This window comes from Paenibacillus sepulcri (genome assembly GCF_042647105.1).
Classification (GTDB): domain Bacteria; phylum Bacillota; class Bacilli; order Paenibacillales; family Paenibacillaceae; genus Paenibacillus_Z; species Paenibacillus_Z sepulcri.
In genome coordinates, this window is record NZ_JBHRUP010000001.1 from 441102 (window position 1) to 465286 (window position 24185).

Consider the following 24185-nt stretch of genomic DNA (forward strand, 5'->3'; position numbering starts at 1 on the left):
CTATATAGCTCCGGGGGTGGGAAGTGAAATTCCGATCTGTTATCCAAATCATCATTAATCCTTATGATTGCTTGATTGGCTTTTAGCCAATATAAAAACAAGCGCTGCCCTGTCATGCAGGGGAGCGCTTGTTGTGCAGCTGCCTTTATCCAGATAGAGCGAAATTACGTATTCTGAGTATACGAGCCTATGCGTGCCTGCAGGGGACGGGGACTGTCTGCCGCGCGCATGCTGTCGTAAGCTTGAACAGCGGCAGTGGCAACCTCTATATCCTGATCGCTTGTTCCGCCGCTCACCCCGACTCCTCCGTAGATCCGGCCATCTTTGATGAGAGGAATCCCTCCCCCCAGGATGACAATCCTCCCGTTATTCGTTGTATTGATGCCGAAGGAAGGTCCGCCGGGAAGTGCCGCCTGAGACAGATTGACTGTCGGCATTTTCATCGCCACACTGGTCCATGCCTTGTTCAGGGCGATATCGATCCCGGCTATACGGGCATAATCCATGCGGTGAAAAGCAATCAGATTGCCTCCTTCATCAACAATCGCGATGTCCTCAGATACCCCGATTTCCCGGGCCTTCTTCTCCGCTGCCAACAGCAATGCTTTAGCCGTATCCAGCATAATCCGCATAGACGCATACACCCCTTATGACCATATATTAAGTAGTGTATGGTCATTTTCCCAGTGAAATGATCTAATATCTAAATTCTCCATGGCACCATTTAACACACTATTTAGTCGTAAAGTATGTTTTAATAAAAGAGAGCCAATATAAAATCTACAGCAAAGGAGCTCAGGCCTTATGCAAATCTCTTCATTCCTGTTTCCCAAAGACAAGGTTGCTTTCATCACTTCTTCCATGTCCATGAAGGAAGCGATGGATCAGCTGGAGCATCACCATTACTCGGCAATTCCCATTATTGACGACGACGGCAAATATATCGGCACCCTCTCGGAGGGCGATCTGTTGTGGAAGCTGAAGAATACCCCGGGTCTTACCTTTGATAATATGCAGCAGGTGCCCGTAACCGAAATAAAGAAACGCATCCATAATGAATGCGTCTCGATTAATGCGCAGATGGAGGATATGCTGGCCCTGGCGGCTGATCAGAATTTCGTGCCTGTCGTGAACAATGACCGTGTATTCATCGGAATTATCCGCCGTAAAGATATTATTGCCTATTACACTAAAAATATTACCGATTGACTGTTGCTTGGACCAGCATGGCATAAACACATTTTCCGGAAGAGAAACTCTGCAATCCTGCTGTCCTCCCGCAATTATGGGGGATAAGCAGGCAGCCTCTTCCTGCTATGATTGATGTACGACGTGCGCCGAATCCCCGCGGCCCGGCAGTACGGATTTTTCATACGATTTGACCTCGGCCAGCCATTCCTCGCGAACCGGAACCCCGCTTTGCCCGCAGTAGTAATCCCATACCGCTCCAAATGGATAGGATTTGAACTCTTCAGCCAATGCCAGACGTGTCGTATAATCCCCTTCGAGCTCCGCCTGCTTCAGCGCTTCAGCCGGCTCCAGCATGGCCCGTAGCAAGGCTTTAATTGTATTGCGCGTCCCGATCACCCATGCCGCCACACGGTTGATGCTGGCATCGAAGAAATCCAGTCCGATATGTGTGGTATCCAGCAGCTCATTGCGCACAAGCTCCCGGCCGATGTCCAGCAGCTCGTCGTCAAGCACAACGACATGGTCGCTGTCCCAACGGACCGGACGGCTGACATGCAGCAGAATGCCGCTGGTGAACAGCGATAGTGAGGAAAGCTTGTTGGAAATCACTTCTGTCGGATGAAAATGTCCTGCGTCCAGACAGATCAGCTTATCATTCTTGATGCCATAGCCCATATAAAATTCATGGGAGCCTACCGTATAAGCTTCCGCACCGAGACCGAACAGCTTGCTCTCCACCGCATCAAGGTTATGCTTCGGATCAAGCTCCTCCGCAAACACTTCATCGAGCGCTTCCATAAGGCGGCGGCGCGGCGCGAGCCGGTCGGCGGGAATATCCTTGTATCCGTCCGGGACCCAAACATTGGTCACACAGGTCTGACCCAGCTGCTCGCCAAAATAAGCGCCGATTTTGCGCGAGGCTTTGCAATGATCGATCCAGAACCTCCGGATGTCCGCATCCGGATGACTTAAAGTAAACCCGTCCGCGGATTTCTCATGGGAGAAGCAGGTCGGATTGAAATCCAGTCCAAGTCCCTGTGCCTTCGCCCAATCGACCCAGGATTGAAAATGGCGGGGCTCCAGCTGGTCCAGATCCACTTGTTCGTTCGTATCGGCGTAGATTGCGTGCAAATTGACTTTATGCTTGCCAGGAATTAATGAGAACGCTTTCTCAAGGTCCGAACGTAATTCCTGAGGCGTGCGCGCAGCCCCCGGGTAATTACCCGTTACGGAAATTCCTCCGGTCAATTCCTGATCCTGAAACAGGAAGCCCCGGACATCGTCGCCCTGCCAGCAGTGGACGGAAATCTTGATCTGGGCAAGCTTGCGCAGAACCTCGTCCACATCGATTCCATGTTTAGCATACAGTTTTCGGGCATCTTCGTAACTTGATTCAATTGACATGGTCGAACCTCCTTAAGCGATATGGTGTTACAGCATACTGTCCCGTACAGGAAGAAACGGCTGAAGCCATCCATTCTGTAGCTATGTCAAAGTTTCTTCTCTCAGAAATATAAGCAAAGTATGATGGAATTTTATACTTTGTTATATTTTAAGATAAGCCTTCCCTTGATCATCTCACGTAACAGTATGCCATAATCATCTGCTCAATTCCACGTCAATCGGGACAATTTCAGTCAGAAAATGAACCTTAACGGCTATCCCTGCCGGGTACTCCAGCGTTCTTGGAAGAGGTCATCAGAACCGTCCTGATCTGAAGATCGAATAGAGCAGCCACATAAACAGAAAACCCGCTATGACAAAACCGATCTCGATCGCAGGGATGTTCCACAGCATGCTGTTTTGGTGACTGATGGAAGAACCGATGATCAGACCCAGCATGATGATGCTGAAGGACAGCAGCACAAGGCTGATTGACAGCCGGTTGCTGATCCGGTCCAGCTTCTTCAGGATGCCGTCAATGCCCGAGACGCTGATCTCCAGCTTCAAATTGCCGTTATTCACGACGTTCAGCAGCCCTTTGATCTGTTTCGGAAAATCGACCAGAATCTCGCGGTAATCGGATACGTCCTTCCACAGCCGTTCTCCGATATTTTTCGGGTTGAAGCGCTCCTTAAGCAGTCGTTTGCCAATGGGCTCCGCCATCTGAATGATGCTGATCTCCGGGTCCAGCTTCTCGACAACGCCTTCCATCGTCAGCAGTGTCTTGCCAAGAAGAATCAAATCGGCGGGGATGCGGATTTGATGGCGGTAGGCCAGATCGAACAGGTCCTGCACCGATTCGCCGAGACTGACCTCGCTGAGAGCGACTCCATAATATTTATCGCGCATTTGATTGACATCTTTTCGAAGCTCATCCTTATCGACATGCTCGGTAATTACCCCCATATCGAAAAGGGACTTTATAATGGCGTCGGTCTTCTTGCGCATTAGCCCAATAATCAAGTTGGAAAAATGAAGCTTCATCTCCGGCGTAAGCCGTCCGACCATCCCAAAATCGATAAAAGCGACAACCTCGCCGGGCAGCACCAGCAGATTGCCGGGATGCGGATCCGCATGGAAGAATCCTTCAATAAAAATTTGATGCAGCACCGCTTGTATGAGGCGTTCGGCGATAATTTTATTATTATAATTCTTGCTCATCAGCTGCTCGTTGTCGCTGACCTTAATGCCCTCGACAAACTCCATCACCAGCACCTTGCCTGAAGAATACGACCAGTACACTTCGGGAATATAAATATTGACGTCCTTCTCGAACTGAGCGGCTATGAGCTCCGTGTTCTTTCCTTCGATCTTGTAATCCAGCTCATCAATCAGCGATTTGCCGAATTCTTCAATCATTTTTTGAATTTGATATTTTTTGGCCCAATCGAACCGGTTCTCCATAATGGCAGCCAGATTGCGGAGTATCTCCAGGTCGGTTTTGACCGTCTCGGCGATGCCTGGGCGCTGAATCTTGACCGCTACCCGTTCTCCGCTGGTCAGCCTGCCTTCGTGAACCTGGCCAATGGAGGCGGCAGCCGTAGGCACTTGATGAAAATCAGCAAAAATCTCCTCCATACGCATACCGGATTCCGCTTCGATGATGGCCTGTACATCGGAAAAAGGAAAAGCTTCAACCTGATCCTGAAGCTTTTCCAGCTGCTTGATCATCTCTTCCGGCAGCACATCCGAACGCGTGCTTCCGATCTGTCCAAGCTTGATGAAGGTCGGACCCAAATCCTGAATGACATTCCCGATCCGCTCCCATAGCGATAATTTGGGCGTTTTCTCGGATTGCTTCATGATCCTTGCGGGAAGGGAAAGCATATGGAAAACATCAATTTCCTCCACGATAAAACCAAAACCGTTGCGAATCAAAGCTATTGCGATATCCCGATACCGGTTTATGTGACGCACTCGTTTACCGAACATAGGGCTGGTTTCCTTTCAGTTGGCCTTGACGCCTACGCCTGATCCTCTTGCTGCTTCCCGGACTGTTCCTCTGTCTGAACTTCGCTCACATCTGCTTTCTCAACCTTCAGATCCTTGATCTGGGATTCCAGGCGCAGAATATCATCCTTGGTGGCGACATTCAATTCAACCAGCAGCAGCTTCAGCTGCTCCCGCACGATCCGTTTGAGCTCATTTTGCTCGTCCTCGCCCTTTTGTATCAGGCGGTTCAGCAGCTCCTTGGAGTCGCCAGGGGCGATCTCCCCTTTTTTCACCAGCTCTTCGACCGCCTTCTCGACCTTTTCCTTGCTTGTAATCGTAATGCCTACGCCGAGCGCCAATGCTTTTTTGATCAATTCATTCATCTTAACAGCCTCCCGTTCATCATTTATATTTACTAGCATGAATCCTGGCTTTAGTACAGCTTCCCCTGAATATACAGATTGGTCGACAGCTTCATGACCGCGTGGGTATAGCAGATTTGACGCAGCGAGCGGCTGTTCCCGAAGTAACCGGGGTAAATCGCGTTCATGGTCGATTTCATCTTGTCATGAAGCAGCTCAAATACCTGCGCTTCACTGTAAAATTGCGTCTCGCGGCCCTGCAGCCACTCAAAATACGAGACGATGACGCCGCCCGCATTCGCCAGAATATCCGGTATGACGATACAGCCTTTATCCAGCAATATCTGATCTGCATCACCCGTAACCGGAGCATTCGCTCCTTCTACAATGAAGCTGGCTTTGATGCGCTCCACATTATCGGCGCGTATCTGATCCTCCAGCGCCGCGAGTACCAGAACCTCGACATCCAGATAGAGAATATCCTCTCTGCCCCGGATTTCCGCTTTGACATTCGCTTCGGCAAGCCCTTCCGGCGTATTCGGCAGATCGCCATGATGCGTCTGTGCATAGCCGATGAGAGCAGGAATGTCCAGGCCTTCGGCATTGTATAAAGTGCTGTTGCGGTCGCTGACCGCCACAATTTTATTCTGCAGCTTCGTGCACTGGTAGGCTTCCAGGGCCACGATGGAACCGACATTGCCGAACCCTTGAACGGCCAGCTTCAGCGGTCGGCCGGCATGAGCCATAACGGTCTGGGCGAAGGAGTTGCTGCTGCCTGCAAACCCATGCTGTCCCTGAAGAAAATCATGGAGCAAATAGCGGAAGGTGAAATAAACGCCCTTGCCGGTCGCTTCCCTTCTTCCCAGGGAGCCTCCGTTAATGACGCTTTTGCCCGTGAAGCTGCCGCGATAGGGCTTTCCGGGATTAATGCTTTTATATTCAGCCATCATCCAGTCCATTTCGCGTTCGCCCGTGCCAACGTCAGGCGCTGGAATATCCTTGTCGGGTCCCAAAATATCGCTGAAATACTGGACATATTTTTTGCAGATGAGGTACAGCTCGCGTGCGGAATAGTTTCGCGGATTAATCGCAACCCCGCCTTTTCCGCCGCCAAAAGGAACCTCATGGAGCGCGTTTTTAAGCGTCATTAACGCAGCCAAATTAATAACTTCATCCTCGTTCACCGATTCGTGGAAACGGATGCCCCCTTTATAGGGGCCCAGCGTATCGTTATGCTGAGTCCGAAAAGCGGGAATCCTCGTCACCTCGCCATTGTCCAGCGGAACGCGCAGAAAGGATTTGTGCATGCGATTGGGAGTAGATAATATGGAGGCCAGAGATTTGAAGGCTTTCGCTCTGATTTCGTCCTGTAAAACCGGCAAATAAGCGGCGTCTTCCAGCAGATTTTGTAAGGAACGCTCAATGACTGCGCTTGTCTTGCTTGTCATATGTATGGATCACCTCATATTTTGGATTGTCGTACGTTGCCTCCTCCAATTACAGTATAACCAACCGCGGGCCTTTGACCAAATTTTTACTTGAGACAGCCGTATCCTTGGCAGCAGACTGCGGCGAAACAACAATAAGGCGGCCTCTTCCTGGTCTCAGACCGGGAAGAGGCCGCCTTATCCGTAAAGCCCGGGGACAAGCATGGCTGCTCAGATGGAAGCCGCGTTTCATACTCTAACACTTCATCAGGCGGCTTCCGCAGGCTCCGCCAGCTAATCACCGGTTATCTATATAAACGCCATTAGGCTCCTACAGCGTGAGCCATCCTGACGGATTTTCGAATCCGCACGGCCATCACGGCCGCAAACAAGCAGACAAAGCCGGCCATCACGAACGGAACGGTATAGCTGCCGAGCCAGTCGCGCAGCACCCCTGCCCCATAAGCGGCAGTGGAAGCCCCTACCTGATGAGCAACGACGATCCAGCCAAATACCATTCCCGCCTTTTCTTTTCCGAATACATCGGAGGTGATCTTGACCGTCGGCGGAACAGTGGCAATCCAGTCCAATCCGTAGAATACCGCGAAGATCAGCAGCTGGGTGTAGCCCATACTGAGAGCGGTGGGCAGGAAGATCAGGGAAAGACCGCGCAGTCCGTAATACCAGAACAGCAGCCATCTGCTGTCGAACCGGTCGGACAGCCAGCCGGAGAGCGTCGTGCCTACAAGATCGAACACTCCCATCAACGCCAGCAGCCCTGCCGCTATGACAATGGGAATATCAAAATCGCCGCAGGCCGGAATCAGATGGGTGCCGATCAGCCCGTTGGTGGAAAACCCGCAGAAGAAGAAGGTCCCGGCGAGCAGCCAGAAGGTTCCGCTCCGGGAAGAGGAAGCAAGAGTCTGCAGCGGCGCAAGAAATAAATTTCCTCTGAATGGAGCCGGCTTCGTGACTACTTCTTCGCCAAGCGGGGCCGCTCCGACATCATACGGGTGATTTCTCATCCATATGGCAACCACGGGGATGAGCAGCACAAGAACCGCTACAGTCGTAAAGATGGAGGCTCTCCAGCCAATCGCCGTCGTAATTTGCGCCAGCAGCGGGAGGAACAGCAGCTGGCCGGTAGCCGCGCTGGCCGTAAGCAGCCCCACCACTAATCCTTTATGCTTGACGAACCAGCGGTTTGCCACAGTTACGCCAAGGACATTGGCCATCATGCCCGTGCCCAGCCCGACCATTACACCCCACAGCAGGAAAAACTGCCAGAGCGCCGTCATCAGGGGTGTCAGCGAGAGACTGCCTGCCAGCAGAATCATGGCGATGACCATCATCCGGCGAATTCCAAAACGCGCCATCAGCGCGGCTGAGAACGGCCCCATAAGGCCATAAAGCAGGATCTTAATGGATAAAGCTCCGGATACGGATGCCCGGTCCCAGCCGAATTCCTTTTCGAACGAGAGCATTAGGACACTTGGAATCGAATTGATTCCCGCGGAGACGAGCAAAGCCAAGAAGGCAATCAGCACGACAATCCATCCATAATAAAGCTTTGATGCTTTTGCAGCCTCTGTCATCATTTGTTCCCCCTGAATGGAAATAACTTCCTTACTGTAATATTAAATATTACAGTAAAGAACAAAAAAAATTAAAGCCTGGATTGCAGCTCCACGCGCTTAAGAATATCGGCAATGGTATAGTTGTGCAGATAGCTGCCCACCTGATCCTCCAATGAAATAAAAATACCATCCATGGCACTTTCAATATTAGCCCCAATATGGCATTGCGTATTGGGATTCGGGAATTTGGGCTTCAACGATCCTTCCGAGGTAAGCAAATACAGTTCATCCAGCGTGACCTCTTCCGGCCTGCAGTTGAGCTCGAACCCGCCGCCGGCACCCTCTTTGGATTTGATATATCCCTTCTTGCACAGCATGCTGAGTACCTTGCGCACCCTTACGGGATGGACGGATACGCTTCTGGCAATGCGGTCGCTTGGCGCTATATGTAAAGGCAAATGAGCCAAATAGGATAGACTGTGCACGGCTATTGTGAAATCGCTGTTCATATGCTGCCTCATCTCCCATTGGTTGAATAACTATAATAATATTTGTTACAGTTACTTCCGTCAAGATTTTTTTTCGGTGGCACACAGATTGTATCACTGGAGCTTTTCCGGTTCAGGATTTGATCTGTTTATGGTACGATAATAGTTCATGATTGCTCCCTGATAGTAACATGAAGAGCGGCAACGAGATGATTGTTGAAGGAGGTCCGCTTATGGGCCATGCAGAACCTGAGTTTTCCCCAAGCTTTGCACTGGATGAATATACGAACCGCTTCCTTACCGAATATCCCGTGAACTGCCAGCTCCGGACAGCTCCGCTTAGCCAACGGATGCTCCATGCCCACAATGGCTTCGAATTTTATTTTTGTCTGGATGGCTCCGGCTCCTACATCGTCGGAGACCGGCTATATCCGCTGAAAGCCGGCACATTGACCATTATCCGACCTCACGTCGTTCACAGGCCCTTCACCGGAAAGACTGAGCCGCTGCACCGGTTCGTTGTTTCGATAGACGAAGCTTATATGGATGCAATCAAAGCAGCCTGCTTCGGCTCTGCTCTGCCTATTTCTTCCCTGTTCATAGATGACGAATACCAATCTGCCCATTATTTTCTTTCCACGCCGCAGCAATCGAAACTTGCCAACCTTCTCTCGGAGCTGGAGCTGCAGCTACAGAACAAGACCCCCTATGGCGAATTGGCTGTGCTCAAATCCATTGCCGAGCTGCTGATGCTCATCATTGAGCTGCAAAAAACCGGGCCAGCCGGCATGAACCCGGCAGAATCGGAGGATGAGCGGATTGTAGGCGGGGTGTTATCCTATTTAACAGCGCATTATCAGGAAAAGCTCCAGGTGGAGGATCTGCTGCGGCTGTATCCGGTTTCCAGATCGCGGTTATTTTACATTTTCAAGGAAGCTACCGGAAATACCATCAAGCAGTTTCTGACGGATTACCGTCTGAATCAGGCCAAGCGGCTGCTGGTGGAATCCGCAATACCGGTTTCAGAGATAGCCCTGCTTACAGGCTTCGGGGATATGTCGCATTTCTTTCATGTATTCAAAAGAGGAACCGGGCTATCGCCAAAAAAATACCGCAGCGAAGCCGCCGGAAGCGTAAAAAGGCAATCCGGTACAACCCGGATCACCTGAATGTATGGTGAAAATATCATGCCGCGCATGTGGAAACGTCGTCTTTCGATATATCACAAGCGTTTATAAATGAGTCAGCTGCCTGTCAATTGTCGATGCAGCTGTTGTTCGCCTGAATTTTTGGTTTTTCGGCTAACTTTCCGCACGGATTTCACGGGAGCACGCGATCTTCGGGATGAGCGCCCAGCCAGGTGCTTTTTCTGACCGTCTCACTCATCCCTTCCCGCGTATGGCTTGAACGAGCAGCAGGAGAACCAGGCCTTGTCCATAGAGAGCCGGATAAATGGGAACCTCGTTATAAGCCGCGATGCTGGCCAATACAGGCGTTCCGCCGGAAACGCCCCCGACTTCCCCTTCCTCCGAGATATAAGGAATCACCGCCTGTAAGACCCGCTCTACGACTGCATTCCACTGTTCATCGGGTTCGATCATACCTGTTTCAAGCGCTTTCGAGATGCCCGCGCCAATCCCTGCGCTTCCGGAAATCTCACGATAATAATCAGGCTCATCCATCACCGTGCTCCATAAACCATCCGCCTGCTGATAACCCGCCAGACCCTTGATCAGCCTGCCGTATCTTTCGATGACCTCATCGGGAACCTCAATGTGAGGAGCAATCTCCACCAGGATCATGGGAACCCCCAGCGTTACCCATGCGTTCGCTCTCGTCCATCGGGCTGCGGACATATGGCTGCCGGTATCGCAATTCCAGCCATGGAACAGCACCTGGGTCTGCGTATCCTGAAGCAGCCTCAGGTGAATCAGAACCTGATTCAGCGCTTCTTCCGCATAACGCTTATTGTCAAGCATGGAGGCGGTGCGCGCCAGAAAAAGGACAGCCATAAAAATCGTATCCGCCCATACCTGCTCCGAGAAGCTGGCATTCTCGGTGACCGTATGCTCGAAGGCTTGTTCCCGGGTGCGGGGAGCTTCGCAGATCAGCCACCGGGCCACCCTTTCCGCTTCCTCCGCATACCAGTCGTCGCCTGTCAGACGATGCAAAACCGGAAATACCGCGTAGGGGGCGATGCTGTTTATCGCTCTTGTTCCTTCCGCCTTGTCCTTGTTATTCGCCACCCAATTAACCAGATAAGCCAATATTTCGGGATCCTGTACAGCTTCGTAATATTCCATCAAAGCAATGACGCCCACTCCGGGCACCCAATCCCATTGCTGAATATCCATTCCCCATTCACCGGAGTGATCCTTCTTCATCTGTTTCCAAATCAGGTCTCCATACTGCCGCATCGTCAAGCGCCTCCTCAAAGGTTTCCTGCCGGACTCTATAGCCGGCAACGCCACTATAGCACGTTCCGGCACGCAAACACTTGGGCGATCGTCCTGAAAATATGGGCAAACGTCCACAGGGGACCGATTCCGGCAATCACGGGAGTTACTGCGCTTGATTCCTAAGCAGCAGGTCCGTCAACGTATCAATCTGTCCGAATGTCGAGACAGGATCAAAATAAAAATAGGTTTTATAATCGAGGCTGATCACATGTCCCTCTTTGACAGCCTTCAAGCTTTTCCACACGGAGCTTTCCATTAATGTGTTCAATGCTTCATCCGTTCCGTCAGGGTAAGAGCTCAAGAAAATATAATCCGCATTCAAATACTCGGGGAGTACTTCAAGCGAGACAGTCTTATATTGCTCGCCGCTGTCGATCACATCTTTTTGCACAAGCGGGGGAGCCTTGAAGCCGAATACATGATAAATAACCTCTCCCCCGCGGCCGTAATTATCTCCGAGCATGGCAATGGTTTTGCCGTCCGTTTCGAGAAGCGACGCGGTCATTCCCGGCTTCACGATCCCTTTCAGCTTCTCTTTGGCCTGCTTTGCCTTATCCTCGTAATCAGCATGCCACTTCGAGGCTTCCTCTTGCTTGTTCAGCAGATCGCCGAATATGGTAATTTCCTGGCGGATATTTTTGATGGAATCGTATGGAATAAGCAGCGTTGGCGCGATTTTGGACAAGGCGTCATAGCTGTCAATCAGCGTATCATTGATCACAATCAGATCCGGTTCAAGCGCAAGCACCTTTTCCAGAGATGCGGGTGACCCGATATCCTCAATAGTCTGCTCCTCGCTGGTCAGGAACGGACTGCCCATCCACCACTCCTTGCTTCCGCCAATCGGATGAATCCCCAGAGACAGCAGCGTCCCATGGTAATAACCGGCAACGATCCGCTGCGGATTGGCGGGAATTTCAATATCTCCCTTAACTGTTTTGACGATTCGGGTGTCAGATCCACCCTGCGCTTCTTCTTCCTTCTCCCCACCGGCTGACGCTGAATCAGACCCGCTGGCATTCGTACCCGCGGCGTTTTGCTGTCCATTTGCAGGTGCTGGTTCCGAATTCCCCCCGCAGGCGCTTACGATAATTGCGAATACGATGAGCATACCTAATATTCCTGTTCTACGTGAAACGTGAAGCATACTTATCCCCTTTCTTAATTGTTAATGATTATCATTATCATTGATAATGATAACAAACATCCTGGGAATCGTCTATCCAAAATCTGACGAATATTTGTGGCATTCGTGGATTATTGCTGTATGACACCTCTTCGGGCTGCAGTTCCCGGGACGAGGTATTATCCCGTAATAACTCGGTTTCAGCTAAGCCGCGTATTTTCTCCATATTGAAGTAAATGGACAAAAAGCCCTGCCGGTCAGAAATCGGCAGAGCCTTCAAACACTTATGAATGACAACAAGAATCAGTTTAACTTAATTTTTTTATGATAACGGAAGCATTTACGTTTTGTTGTGTCCCACCGGCTAAAGTCTGAAGAGTAACCGCGGCAGCGGAACTATAATTCTGCAGGGAAAGAGCATCTCCCGCCGCAAGAGTGATTATTGCTTGCCCATTGTTTTGCTGAGTGCCCGCACCGGAACCATAGACAGTCCCTGCAGCGAGAGCGCCATTTATAAAGATTGCGAATTGATTGGGTTCTACACCCGACACGGAAAAAGCAACCTCATACGTTCCCGCATCGGTAACGATGAGCTGAGAGGTTCCGGGTGCATGCACAATCCCAGATGTAAGTACACCATTTGAATCAAAACTAACATTAGCATTTATTGCAACCACTTGAGCAGATACGTTGTAAATGTATCCGTACTGGGATAACCCGCCTGCTGGCCCTGGATCACCCTTTGCACCTGTTGCACCAATTGGTCCTGCCGGACCTGGAGTGCCATTTACACCTGCATTACCTGCTGGACCTCTGTCTCCATCATCACCCTTAGCTCCTGGAGCACCGGCAGGGCCTGCTGGACCTGCAGCGCCATCTGCGCCTTTAGCTCCCGCCGGACCTGCCGGGCCTACAGCGCCATCTGTACCCTTGGCTCCCGCCGGACCTGCCGGGCCAGCAGCGCCATCTGCGCCTTTAGCTCCCGCCGGGCCTGCTGGGCCTACAGCGCCATCTGTACCCTTGGCTCCCGCCGGACCTGCCGGGCCAGCAGCGCCATCTGCGCCTTTAGCTCCCGCCGGGCCTGCTGGGCCTACAGCGCCATCTGTACCCTTGGCTCCCGCCGGACCTGCCGGGCCAGCAGCGCCATCTGCGCCTTTAGCTCCCGCCGGGCCTGCTGGACCGGTAGGGCCAGACGGACCTTGCGATCCTGAAGAGCCAGTCGCTCCATTTGCCCCAGTGTCTCCCTTGTCTCCCTTGTCTCCTTTTTCGCCTTTGTCACCTTTATCACCTTTATCACCCTTTTGAACAGGCAAAGTCGGTGTGACTTCATTGCTTTCTGTTGTAATCTGAAGCGTCTCGGTGTCTTGATTCCACTCAACCTTTGCGCCGAATAGTGTTGCCAGAAAGCGTACCGGAACCATTACCCTGTTATCAATTAGCTGTCCGGGTTGGTCAAGCGTGACTTGCTTTACATTGTTGCCGTTTTTAACGGTTGCAACCGATTTCCCCAAAACAAGGGTACCTGCAGTATCACCCTTCACCGCTGTCAAAGTCTCGGTGGCATTGTCCCAATTCATCGATGCTCCAACTGTATCTCCTACCAGCCGCATAGGCACAAGTATCGTTCCGTTTACCTTTATGGGATCAACTTCATTCTGAACGGTATTCCCGTTAATCTTCATCGTAATGCCTGCCGCCTGTATTACAGGGACTGAAAACAAAGTCATGCCAAGCATAAAAACAGTTGCAATCTTCATCCATTTTTTCTTATACACGTTGCTGCCTCCTTGGGTAAATTAAATTGCAAGTGATCATTCCACAGCGCGAGTCTATACAGCATGACCATCAATGCGAACACGCCAGAAAGATTGTATACAATCACGCCGGACCGGAATCCGTAGCCCCCTTCTGTTAGGTTGAAAACCAGCATAAAAAATTTCTTTTTACTTAGAATTGCCAGTCTATTACAACATACTATTTTTGTCGAAAGATGTATATAAAGACCTGTATATCGTTATAACTTGCAAATTATATTAGCTTTCGAATACTTATTCGACATTCTTCGACCAGGCGAATCCAACCTGCCTGCCTGCAAGGAGAAAAGAACAAAAAACACGCAAGCTTTGCCGTCGGCATCAGCACTGCGTGTGTTCGATCCGCAAATGTTTGAAATTGCACACACTTGATCGTGTTCTTTATCCTATAGAACCGTTCTTGTCTCCAGACATTTCTCAATGATGGCCATACGGATAAACAGGCCGTTCTGGGCTTGCCGGAAATAACCTGCCCGGGGGTCGGCATCGACCTCTGCTTCGATTTCTCCCGCGCGGGGAAGCGGATGCAAAATGAGGGAATCACTTCGCATAAGCTCCAGCAAATGACGGTCAATGATATACTTGCCTGCGGCCAGCTGATACTGCTCTATGGACGGGAAGCGTTCCTTCTGAACGCGTGTCTGGTAGAACACATCGGCCGATCCCGCCACCTTCATCAGATCGCCGGTTTCCTCATAAACAACCCCCTTTTCGTCCAGATACCGCTTGACCGATTCCGGAATTTTGGCATTATCAGGGGCGATAAAGGTAATCTTGATGTCCTTGTAGTTCGACAATAAATAACTGAGCGAATGCACTGTTCGCCCATAGGTCAAATCGCCGATCATGGCGATATGCAGGCCGTCAATTCTCCCGAGCTCCTTCTGAATAGTATACAGGTCCAGCAGCGCCTGCGTCGGATGCTCTCCCGAGCCATCCCCCGCATTGACTACCGGCACTTTCTCCGAGACTGCCGCTGCACGATGCGCCGCTCCAACGTCCGTATGCCGGAGCACAATGACATCGCAATAACCCGAGACGACCCGCACCGTATCCTCCAGCGTTTCTCCCTTGATTGCCGACGAGAACTGCGCGGCGTTCTCCGTACCAATGACGCTGCCTCCCAAACGGTACATCGCCGATTCGAAGGAAAGCCGGGTCCTTGTGCTGGCTTCAAAAAACAGCGAGCACATAATTTTTCCAGCAAAACGGCTCGTCCCGCCTGCCGCTACAATCTGTTCCATCTGGGCAGCGGAGCGGAATAATTCTTCCAGCGCCGCCTTCTCAAATTGCTTTGAACCAATAACGTGAAATGAAGGATTCATAGGGATTCGTTCCTTTTCCGGCAGCGAATTCAAGCTTCGCGCCCTTAATAGTTGCGGTCGCCACTAACCAATATGTAAAGCGGATCTGTCTTGATCGGCAGGCATGCCAAAAACTCCCGACCTTTAGAATTATAACGCAATTCCGGGCCGGGAGGTAACCTTCTTTATTCAGGTTTGCTTGACAGTGCGGCTATCCTTTTTTTGCGATAATTTCCGTATTTTTGATCCGCTGCGGTTGAACAGGAGAAGGTGAGCGAATTCGTCAGATCGACAAGCGTCAGGCGGCAGCCGTGCTTCGCTCCGGTATCAATCCCAAGCTTCCGGTTCGCCTGCCACAGTTCTCCCCGCTCCGCCCCGAGCCGATGTGTTGGCGTATGGCCGAACACCACCGTCCGGCGGTCCAAATGGGGATACCGGTGAAAAGGCTCCCTGATTTCCGTCAAATCCAGGATCGTCTGCTGCTCCAATGAAACCCCAGGCCTGATCCCGGCATGCACGAACAGATAGGAATCATGCCCGGCATGCAGCGGAAGCGACAGGATATACTCGCACCAATCCTTGCGGCGGGCCACCTCCGCCTTCTTCAGGCCTTGAAACTCCTTGTTACCCGCAAGCGCAACAGCTCCTTCTCTTGTCAATGCCTGAACATAATCCAGCGTATGGAAGGAAGCGATGTCGTCATCAACATAATCGCCAAGCAGATAAAGACGATCGGAACGAGAATCATAATCCGCTGCTTCAAGCAGCAGCTTCAAGCCTTCCGTATGTCCGTGAATATCCGAAATAACCAATAAACGAGACAAGGTATTTTAACTCTCCTTCGTATCCAGGGCATAAACAAACGTCAATGCGACCGGTATTTCAACATGAAGCTCCGCTCCAATCGAAACACGACTGCTGTGGAGCACGGATAAACGCTGCCCGTCTTCCGTTTTGACCAGAAGCCGCCACTGATTTCCCTCAAAAGCGCAGTGAATAACCGAAAGAGTCAGCCGGTTGGAGCTTGCCGACCCGGATGTCTGAAGCCCGTCGGTCAATGTAATATCTTCCGGACGGATCATGACTTCCACCCCGGCACTTTCATGAAGCGGTGCCGTTTCATTGGCGAATGCATATTGAAAAGTCACGCTGCCTATCCGCACACGGGGTTCACTATCGACATAGGTGATCATCCCCTGCAGCACATTGGTCGCGCCCAACAGCGAGGCTGCCCAGCGCGAAGCCGGCTTGCGGTAGCATGCCTCCGGCTCATCAAGCTGATCCACCTGGCCGCTCCGCATAATCATCAAACGATCCGCCAGTGAAAAAGCCTCGCTGGGATCATGTGTCACATGAAGTACGGAAATACCCAGCTGGCGGAACAAATAAGACATCTCCGTGCGCATATCAATGCGCAGCCGCATGTCAAGATTGGATAAAGGCTCATCCATCAGGAGCAGCGAAGGGCGGGTTGCGAGCGCCCGGGCAATAGCCACGCGCTGCTGCTGGCCTCCCGACAGCTGTGGAGGAAATCGTCCTTCCAGCCCTTGCAGCTGGAGCAGATCCAGCAAATCCGCTATTTCCTTGCGCTGTTCCTGTGCGCTCATCCGTTTGCGCCTCAGTCCATAGGCGATATTATCGTAGACCGTCATATGCGGCCATAAGGCATAATCCTGAAATACCATATTGATGCCGCGCTTCTCCGGTGCGACAAAACGGCCCGGAGCCGCGACAATCTGGCCGCGCAGCCGGATTTCTCCGTCATTCGGGGCGTCCAGTCCGGCAACCAGCTGCAGGAGTGTGGATTTTCCGCAGCCGGAAGGCCCCAGTATACTGATAATTTGCCCTTCCTCCAGCTTGAAGGAAACGCCCTTCAGCGCTGTAAATGAGCCATGCTTTTTCACCACGGAGTTTACTTCCAGAACATCAGTCATGCAGTTGTCTCTCCTTTCTGCGGAACGCCAGCTCAAGCAGCAAAATAATCAGAATGACAAATCCGCCGCCAAGCATCGTTGCCGCAGTGGCATAGCCGAATTTTAAATCTTCAAAGCCTTTGTTGATCGCCACCGGCAGCGTCATGAAGTTAGGCGGGTACAGGATGGTCGACACCGCAAGGTCGAATACGCTGGAGCCGAAGGCGGCAAGCCCTGCGGATAACAGCGCCCCGCGGATAAGCGGCAGCAGAATTTCATGGCTGCGCCTGATGAAGCCAACGCCCTGAAGCTCGGCGGCATGTATCAGCTGGATCGGAATTTTCGTTAAAGAGCCGATAATGATACGCGTAATGATAGGAATAGCGCCGGCAACGCTGGCTAATACCAGAATCCAGGGTGTTCCGTATAACAGCAGTCCGATGTTCTCCAGCCATGCTTGATTCCAGACGAAAATATATCCGATGCCCAGCACGACACCCGGAACTGCCAACGTAACCAATGAAAAAATATCGATCAGTCGCTTCCAGCGAAAACGTGAATAAATCAGCACATAAGCGACCAGGAATCCAATAATAAGACTGATAACCGCGGTTGAGCCGGCAATCATCAGAGAATGATACAAGCCCTGGAACAAGGCCTGCTTGTTGACGAACAGCTCCCGGTAATAATGGAGCGTCCAATTGCTCCAGACAAAGCCTCTGGAAATATTATTCATAAAGGACACAGCCACATTGGTTCCCATAGGGATTCCTATTACAAGGATGAGAAACAGGACATTCCCTGCTGTGAGCAGCAGACCTTTGCGCCCCATTTTCTTGGGTACAGCTGCTGTTGCGCGGGAAGAGAGAAAATCAAATCTGGCTTTGCGCAGCGCATAGAACTGCACGAACATAGCGATCGCAATGAACAGAACCAGATAAAAAGACAATACGCCCGCCATATCAAACCGGATCGGCGACGTATAAATGGCCGAATAAATAGAGTAAGGCAGCGTCGGAAACCGGTACACCGCCGCAAGGGCAGATGGCAGCCCGAAATCGCCGATCGTATCCATAAACACAAGCGCGGCCCCGGCCAGAAATGCCGGCAGCAGAAGCGGCACCCAGATGGTCCGCCACACGGTAAAGGGACTGGCTCCGCACAGCTTGGCTGCGCCTCCCAGCTGATCTACCTTCCATTCCATGGCCGTGTATACACTCAGGTAGGCAAAGGGAAATTTACTCAGCACCATAATGGCGACAAGCCCGGCGGGTTGGAATACGAGCGAGGTCACCCAGTCCCAGCCAAATATTTTATGTGCAAAGCCATTGGAGGAAGCGAACAGAACCCAACCTTGGGCAAGTATAAAAGAAGGGGTAATCAATAACACCCAGACGGACAGATCAAGCCATCTTGCCGTAGGGAATGACCAGCTTGAACGCAGCATGGCAAGGCCCCCGCCAAGTAAAGTCGCAAATACGGTCGTGCCGCCTGCCAGCAGCAGGGAATTCAGCATGGACTGCCGCCACAGCGGCCGGCTGAATACATCAAGCAGCAAGGAGAGATTGCCGGGATTCCAGTCACCGAAGAAAACGCCGGGAAAAACAACCTGGATCATTACGGCTGCCAGCGGATAGAGAATAAGCAAAGCCAATATTGCAGATACGAGCCAGCCCAGAAAGTTGGGAGACAGGGACGGCCTCAGCCGCCCCTGCCCTATGTTCCGATTATTTGCTTTTATCATGCAGCAGCCTACTTAACCGATTGGTCAGCGAACCATTGCTTGATTTCGGCTTCATGTTCAGCTGCCCATGGCGCTTGCGCGTAGACAAGCTTCGTATCCTTGGCGCGGTCATCCTTGGCATTAACGCCGACAGCGGAAGGCTCAAAGTAGCTTTCTGCTCCCTGATCGATCAGGTACTGCTGCGTTTTGGGATCCAGCAGGAATTCAATGAATGCTTTGGCAGCCTTCATATGCGTGCTCTCCTTCTGAATAGCTGCGACACGAACGGATGCCGGAGCGCCTTCTTCAGGCCAAACGATTTCGATCGGCTCTCCATCCTTCTTGAGCGTATAAGCATTGCTTTCCTGGATGGCCGCCACCTGAATCTCTCCGCCGGCTACGGCAGTAGCGACATTCGGGTTTTTCGGATAGACATGCATACCGTTGTCCAACATTCCCTTGAAGAACGTTTTCCCTTCATCCATTCCCTTGTTCTCGAAGAACCAGGATACGAAAGGATAGGCAGGAGCAGCTACGGCCGGATCGGCCATGCCGACGAGTCCTTTATATTCCGGCTTGGCGAGATCCGCCCAGCTTTTTGGCGCTTTATCGGCCGTAATCAATTTCGTATTGTAAATAATGACGCCCGCAGCATGTACGCCGGTCGGGAAATAGGCATTGTTGGTAGGTACGATCGGTTTTGTAAAATCAGTCAGGTTCTTGAGGTTCTCCGGCTGCCAGCCTTCCAGCAGCTGGCCTTGCTCTCCCAGTGAATGAATCGAAGGCAGAGCATCCATCCATACAACATCCCAATGCGGATTTCCTTTTTCCGCTTCGATACGGGACATCGTTTCTGCGCCATTGCCGACTACAAGATTCACTTTGTAACCCGTCGCTTTTTCAAATTCCGGTCCGATAATTTCATCAAAGTCATTCAGATAAACAGTCAGCGGCTCATCGTCGGACTTGTCATTCGGATCCTCAGCAGGAGCATTTGCTGCCGCATTCCCAGCTGCATTCTCTGCAGTGCTGCCTGCGGTATTGTCTGCTGTGTTTCCTGCAGCCGTTCCAGTTTCATTGCCCGACGCGTTGGCATTTCCTGCCGCCGCATTCGCGTTTGTGTTTGTGTTGCCAGCCCCATTGTTGCTCCCGCATCCTGCCACTGCCAGCACCAGCGTCAGCATGAACAGGATAGTTCCCACCTTTTTACTCCACATTTTACGCATTTCTAAAATCCTCCCTAAATCTTTTTCGTTTTACTAGACTTAGAATAGTCGAGTTTTGTTTACTTGAAATTAACGTCGTATATTGATTTTGTTAACGTTATCTTATTATATTGATAGAAACATAGATACCATCTATAATAAGGCCAAAAGGAGGCATCACGATGAACATACAACAGCTAAAGGTCTTTGTAGCCGCCGTGAACTATAAAAATCTGACCGAGGTGGCCAATCAATTGGGCCTGAAGCAGCCCACCGTCAGTTTTCACATCAAGAAGCTGGAGCAGGACACCGGGGTGGAGCTGTTCATCAAATACCACCGGCAATTTCGTCTTACGAATGCCGGCGAAGCGCTGCTGCCCTATGCCGAGCGCATCGTGACTCTGTTCGAACGCGCCGGTCAAACGCTGGCCGACTACCGCTCACACCGCAAAGGCCATATCCGCATCGGCTCCAGCTACACGCCGGCCACTTACCTGCTTCCGCCGTTATTGTCCAGCTTCAGCCAGAACTATCCCGATGTCTCGCTGCAGCTGACCGTCAAAAAAGCCGATCTCATTGTGGATCTGGTGAAGAACTTCGAGCTGGATCTGGGTATTGTTTCTCATACTCCAATGGAGGACGATCAGATCGAGCTGCGGCCGTTGATGGCCGACATGCTCAAGCTGATTCTTCACCCTCAGCATCCTTTGGCAGCCAAGGAAGAGATAACGATTCATGATTTGCACGGGCTTCCCTTCCTGGTTCATGAACCGGGCTCCACCTCGCGCAGGCTTGCAGATGAATGGGCAGCCGAGAATGGGATGAAGCTTGCCGTCAGCATGGAGCTTGGCGCGATTGAGCCTATCAAGGAAGGCGTGCGCTGCGGGATTGGAATCGGCATTCTGCCGCAAAGAAGTGTGCTTAAAGAGGTCGAACGGGGAGAGCTTGTGATGAAGGGTCTGCCGAATTATATCAATCACCGGTTTATTTGTCTTGCTATCCGCAAGGAAATGGAGCTTCCCGCTGTCGTCAGCAGACTTGTCGATCACTTTTCTGATATAATGTAATAAATACCAATTTGATAGGCAGGTGCTGCTTTTAGCATGGCTAAAATATTCGCGGTATGTATGAACAAAGGCGGTGTGGGCAAAACAAGTCTTGTGACTCATTTGGCCGCAGCGGCTTCCTCCCTGTTCCCGGACAAAAAGACGCTGATTATAGATACCGATGCCCAGGGCAATGCAGCCGTTGTTTTTGGCAGCGATCCCGATAAGTCCAAACTTACCATGTATGATGTATTCACTGGCGCCAAATCAATCAAGGATATCCTAATATCCATTAAATCCAATCTTGATTTGGCTCCGGCATCCGACAAGTTCAACATGCTGGAATTTCATATTTTATCCCAGCTGGAATCTTACCCCTCTCCTTTTCTGCTGCTAAAGAAAGAGGTTGATCAGATCAAGTCGGATTATGATTACATATTTATTGATTGCCCGCCTTCACTCGGCTTGATAGCCGGCAATGCGTTAAAAGCCGCTACCGATGTGCTGATCCCTTTTGTTCCGGAAGCTTTCTCCGTCAAGGGGCTCCAGCGCGTAATCCAGACTATCGAAGCATTCGGCTCCAAGGAGGAACCTTCGCCGCGGATTACCGGCATCATTGCGATGATGGTCGATGGGCGGTCCAAATTGCATCAGGAATTAGTGGGCCATGCCCGTGAGTTCTGCAGCAAGAAGGATATCCGGCTGTTTGAAACCGTGATTCCACGGTCGATCAGCTTTGCCAATGCCGCGGCCTATGAGGGCTCGCCGCTTGTATGGACTGACCGCTCCAATCCCGCTGCGGAAGCCTATTATACTTTGGCCAAGGAGGTGTTCGAATATGCCACCAAGAAAAAAAGAACTGCTCGTAAACTTTGAAGAGCCTGCGGACAAGCCGTCCTCCGCTGCACCGGAATCGATGGTAGACAAAGCCGAAAAAACGCTGCGCACCAGAAAGAAGCCGGCTGCAGCCAAGCAAGCCCGGAAATTGCCAGCCGACCCTCCCGGTCAGGAAGCTCCGCCAACTCCAGCTGTTAAAGTGGAGGAACTGGTGCCGCAGGTCAAGCTGGATAAGAAGCTGCGCAAGGAAACCCACTCCAAAGCCGAATTTTATATCCGCAAGGATCTGCTGGAACGGGTCAAAACGATATCGCAAGAAAAAGGCAAAGGCTTCAAAACCAACCTTATCAATTATGCGCTGGAGCAGGCATTGGATGGGCTTGAAGGATCAGACCATTCCCCTTCTGCGGACTAGCAATGCATCATCCATCTTAGATGTGTTTATGACAAAACAGGCAGCCAGCGGGTATTCCGCCAGCTGCCTGTTTTGTTGTGGTTTGCCCTTGTACTCTTGGCTGTGTTCCCCGACTACAGCGATTATTTCATCAGACCTTCAGCCAAAGAGATAATCTTATTGAATTTCAATGCGTTTCTTAACGGATTGCGCTTTTTCCTTCTTGGGTATTTCCAGCTTCAGAATACCGTTCTCGAAGCTCGCCGATATTTGGTCATCCTTAATATTTTCTACATAGAAACGGCGGACAAATTCGCCATAATAACGTTCACGCCGGATAACCTGATGATCTTCCCCATCCACATTCTGTTCCTGGTTGCGCGAAGCCTTAATCGTCAAATAATGATTGCTGTAGCTAATATCGATATCAGCTTTACTGAATCCGGGAAGCTCGGACTCAATCAGAAAAGCATCCTCGCGTTCGTGAATATCCGTGCGGAATGGATGGGTATTGCTTCTCATCGGCGCAAAGAAATCTTCATTGAAGATATCATGGAATGATTTCATCAAGCTGCGGCTGACATCTTCATTTCTTTTCCGAAACGGAACTAAATCCAACATGTACATCTCCTCCAATTTCTTATAATGTGATGCTTACACTTTTTATTATAAGGATGCTGCCTGCTCTCTTCAAACCCGATAAAACAACAATAAAAATCATTTTCCGTGAATTTAAGGAAATCCGGCAGTCCCCTCGTTATTTTTCTCAGTCTTTCTTTGACTTTCTCTGACTTTGATCTTTTTTGACCTTTCACTGCAGCTCGCGTGCTGCCCAGAATAGCCATGAGGACGTTACACTCCACATGTTGTTCAGATTTTGTACAGTTCCTATCTGGTTTAATGACCCTACAGGAGGGCCAGCCAACATGAAGAAACTGCTTTCTTTTTTGCTGATCATCACTGGGTTTGTGCTGATTGCGCTGCCTTTTGCAAAATAATGGCATTATGATCAGAAGCAGCGGCGTCTGCTTGATCGCATGGATCATAATACCTTCGCCTCCGCGGCTGAGAAATCCGATCGCCTGCTTGCAGAGAGTTACCAGCGATTATCCGACCTGTTCTCTAATGAAGCAGACGCTGCCGTACCTGAGGCTGTCAGCGACGATCAGAGCATGGAAGATCCTCAAGGAATCGCTGTTATTGAAATCGGCAGCATCGATGTGAAGCTTCCTGTGCTGGAAGGCGCCACAACGCAAAACATGAAGTACGCCGCTGTCCATCTGACAGAAACAGCCGCACTTGGAGATATTGGCAATGCTGCCCTGGCTGCACACCGGGCTCATACGAAAGGCCGATTGTTCAATAGGCTGGGGGAAGTTAAGATGGGCGACAAAATTACGATACGGGTCAAAGACAAGGTTATGGCATATACCGTATTCAAAATATCGGTCGTCAAGCCAACTGACCTGTCCGTATTGAATGGCAATGACACCGACAGGCGCTCACGCTTATCACATGCGATCCGCTTATTAATCCGACCCATCGTCTGATTGTTCAGGCGAAACTGTAATCTAATATCACTTAAAAATAGTTGTACATTCTATCAAATATTGGTATAGTTATTGTCAAGATAAGTCACGATAACGGCAAACCTGTCGAAAGGCAGCGACGCAAAGCTAGAGGGCCTTCCCATTATTTGGATGGCAGCCAGCTGCCGAAAGTTTGTCTTTTTTTGTTTTCTAAAAACAATAAACACTCAACGATAAACGGCAAACTTGTCGAAAGACAGGGACGCAAAGCTAAAGGGCCTTCCCGCTTGGATGGCAGCCAGCTACCGAAAGGAGTCTTATTTCATGAAATCTTTTTTTCTTGTTCTCGTGACCGTATTCATTTTGTCCCTTCCCCTATCCACAACTGTAGCAGCATCCGGTACGGACTCCCCGA

22 protein-coding genes and 2 riboswitches are annotated in these 24185 nt (G+C 50.8%); of the genes, 6 read left to right on the plus strand and 16 right to left on the minus strand.

What is annotated here, in order from left to right; translation table 11 throughout:
* Positions 1 to 164 precede the first annotated feature (164 nt).
* On the minus strand, positions 165 to 632 hold the full coding sequence (locus ACFOLF_RS01970; protein ID WP_210040451.1) for a GlcG/HbpS family heme-binding protein: 468 nt from the start codon (positions 630 to 632) through the stop codon (positions 165 to 167).
* 172 nt (positions 633 to 804) lie between these two features.
* Here ACFOLF_RS01970 and ACFOLF_RS01975 point away from each other — a divergent pair, with 172 nt between their 5' ends.
* Complete coding sequence (locus ACFOLF_RS01975; protein ID WP_210040449.1) at positions 805 to 1209, plus strand: CBS domain-containing protein; 405 nt, start codon at positions 805 to 807, stop codon at positions 1207 to 1209.
* A gap of 105 nt (positions 1210 to 1314) precedes the next feature.
* On the opposite strand, the gene rhaA is transcribed toward ACFOLF_RS01975, so the two are convergent.
* The 6 genes from rhaA to ACFOLF_RS02005 all read right to left on the minus strand — a co-directional run bounded on the left by rhaA (position 1315) and on the right by ACFOLF_RS02005 (position 8441).
* Positions 1315 to 2595, minus strand: coding sequence for an L-rhamnose isomerase (gene rhaA, locus ACFOLF_RS01980; protein WP_210040448.1), 1281 nt, complete (start codon positions 2593 to 2595; stop codon positions 1315 to 1317).
* Between the two features lie 294 nt (positions 2596 to 2889).
* Positions 2890 to 4566 (minus strand): ABC1 kinase family protein, encoded by a 1677-nt coding sequence (locus tag ACFOLF_RS01985; protein WP_210040445.1) that lies wholly within the window; start codon positions 4564 to 4566, stop codon positions 2890 to 2892.
* 32 nt (positions 4567 to 4598) lie between these two features.
* Positions 4599 to 4949 (minus strand): phasin family protein, encoded by a 351-nt coding sequence (locus tag ACFOLF_RS01990; RefSeq protein WP_210040443.1) that lies wholly within the window; start codon positions 4947 to 4949, stop codon positions 4599 to 4601.
* A 50-nt stretch (positions 4950 to 4999) separates the two neighbouring features.
* Entirely contained in the window at positions 5000 to 6376 is a 1377-nt protein-coding gene (locus ACFOLF_RS01995) for a Glu/Leu/Phe/Val family dehydrogenase (protein ID WP_210040441.1), read from the minus strand.
* 302 nt (positions 6377 to 6678) lie between these two features.
* Positions 6679 to 7953, minus strand: coding sequence for an MFS transporter (locus ACFOLF_RS02000; protein ID WP_379113877.1), 1275 nt, complete (start codon positions 7951 to 7953; stop codon positions 6679 to 6681).
* A gap of 68 nt (positions 7954 to 8021) precedes the next feature.
* Entirely contained in the window at positions 8022 to 8441 is a 420-nt protein-coding gene (locus ACFOLF_RS02005) for an Rrf2 family transcriptional regulator (RefSeq protein WP_210040439.1), read from the minus strand.
* Positions 8442 to 8653: 212 nt separating this feature from the next.
* Here ACFOLF_RS02005 and ACFOLF_RS02010 point away from each other — a divergent pair, with 212 nt between their 5' ends.
* Positions 8654 to 9589 (plus strand): helix-turn-helix domain-containing protein, encoded by a 936-nt coding sequence (locus ACFOLF_RS02010; protein ID WP_210040437.1) that lies wholly within the window; start codon positions 8654 to 8656, stop codon positions 9587 to 9589.
* Positions 9590 to 9802: 213 nt separating this feature from the next.
* Here the strand turns inward: ACFOLF_RS02010 and ACFOLF_RS02015 are convergent, their stop codons facing one another.
* The 8 genes from ACFOLF_RS02015 to ACFOLF_RS02050 form a co-directional block, all read right to left on the minus strand.
* Positions 9803 to 10837: a glycoside hydrolase family 88 protein gene (locus tag ACFOLF_RS02015; RefSeq protein WP_210040434.1), complete on the minus strand. Its 1035-nt coding sequence runs from the start codon at positions 10835 to 10837 to the stop codon at positions 9803 to 9805.
* Positions 10838 to 10982: 145 nt separating this feature from the next.
* Positions 10983 to 11990: an iron-hydroxamate ABC transporter substrate-binding protein gene (locus tag ACFOLF_RS02020; RefSeq protein ID WP_210040432.1), complete on the minus strand. Its 1008-nt coding sequence runs from the start codon at positions 11988 to 11990 to the stop codon at positions 10983 to 10985.
* 323 nt (positions 11991 to 12313) lie between these two features.
* On the minus strand, positions 12314 to 13780 hold the full coding sequence (locus tag ACFOLF_RS02025; RefSeq protein ID WP_379219394.1) for a stalk domain-containing protein: 1467 nt from the start codon (positions 13778 to 13780) through the stop codon (positions 12314 to 12316).
* Between the two features lie 425 nt (positions 13781 to 14205).
* Positions 14206 to 15144, minus strand: a complete 939-nt coding sequence (gene pyrB / locus ACFOLF_RS02030) for an aspartate carbamoyltransferase (RefSeq protein WP_210040430.1) — start codon at positions 15142 to 15144, stop codon at positions 14206 to 14208.
* Between the two features lie 164 nt (positions 15145 to 15308).
* On the minus strand, positions 15309 to 15947 hold the full coding sequence (locus tag ACFOLF_RS02035) for a metallophosphoesterase (protein ID WP_210040428.1): 639 nt from the start codon (positions 15945 to 15947) through the stop codon (positions 15309 to 15311).
* Positions 15948 to 15953: 6 nt separating this feature from the next.
* Complete coding sequence (locus ACFOLF_RS02040) at positions 15954 to 17057, minus strand: ABC transporter ATP-binding protein (protein ID WP_210040426.1); 1104 nt, start codon at positions 17055 to 17057, stop codon at positions 15954 to 15956.
* Positions 17050 to 18780 (minus strand): ABC transporter permease, encoded by a 1731-nt coding sequence (locus ACFOLF_RS02045; protein ID WP_210040424.1) that lies wholly within the window; start codon positions 18778 to 18780, stop codon positions 17050 to 17052. The genes ACFOLF_RS02040 and ACFOLF_RS02045 overlap by 8 nt, the downstream gene beginning before the upstream one ends.
* 8 nt (positions 18781 to 18788) lie before the next feature.
* Positions 18789 to 19985: an extracellular solute-binding protein gene (locus ACFOLF_RS02050; protein ID WP_210040422.1), complete on the minus strand. Its 1197-nt coding sequence runs from the start codon at positions 19983 to 19985 to the stop codon at positions 18789 to 18791.
* A gap of 161 nt (positions 19986 to 20146) precedes the next feature.
* Between ACFOLF_RS02050 and ACFOLF_RS02055 the strand changes: the two genes are divergently transcribed.
* Genes ACFOLF_RS02055 through ACFOLF_RS02065 form a run of 3 tightly spaced genes read left to right on the plus strand, consistent with a single transcriptional unit; the run spans position 20147 to position 22262 of the window.
* A complete protein-coding gene (locus tag ACFOLF_RS02055; RefSeq protein ID WP_210040420.1) occupies positions 20147 to 21031 on the plus strand; it encodes a LysR family transcriptional regulator in 885 nt (294 codons plus the stop codon).
* Positions 21032 to 21067: 36 nt separating this feature from the next.
* Entirely contained in the window at positions 21068 to 21886 is an 819-nt protein-coding gene (locus ACFOLF_RS02060) for a ParA family protein (protein WP_210040418.1), read from the plus strand.
* Positions 21849 to 22262: a hypothetical protein gene (locus ACFOLF_RS02065; RefSeq protein WP_210040415.1), complete on the plus strand. Its 414-nt coding sequence runs from the start codon at positions 21849 to 21851 to the stop codon at positions 22260 to 22262. Before ACFOLF_RS02060 ends, ACFOLF_RS02065 begins: the two co-directional genes overlap by 38 nt.
* Before the next feature lie 156 nt (positions 22263 to 22418).
* On the opposite strand, the gene ACFOLF_RS02070 is transcribed toward ACFOLF_RS02065, so the two are convergent.
* On the minus strand, positions 22419 to 22862 hold the full coding sequence (locus ACFOLF_RS02070) for an Hsp20/alpha crystallin family protein (protein WP_210040413.1): 444 nt from the start codon (positions 22860 to 22862) through the stop codon (positions 22419 to 22421).
* A 416-nt stretch (positions 22863 to 23278) separates the two neighbouring features.
* On the opposite strand from ACFOLF_RS02070, the gene ACFOLF_RS02075 reads away from it, so the two are divergent.
* The gene (locus ACFOLF_RS02075; protein ID WP_379113881.1) at positions 23279 to 23791 is read left to right on the plus strand and encodes a class D sortase; all 513 of its coding nucleotides are present in this window, start codon (positions 23279 to 23281) and stop codon (positions 23789 to 23791) included.
* Between the two features lie 85 nt (positions 23792 to 23876).
* Positions 23877 to 23960: riboswitch (cyclic di-GMP riboswitch) on the plus strand.
* A gap of 39 nt (positions 23961 to 23999) precedes the next feature.
* Positions 24000 to 24080: riboswitch (cyclic di-GMP riboswitch) on the plus strand.
* Positions 24081 to 24185 lie beyond the last annotated feature (105 nt).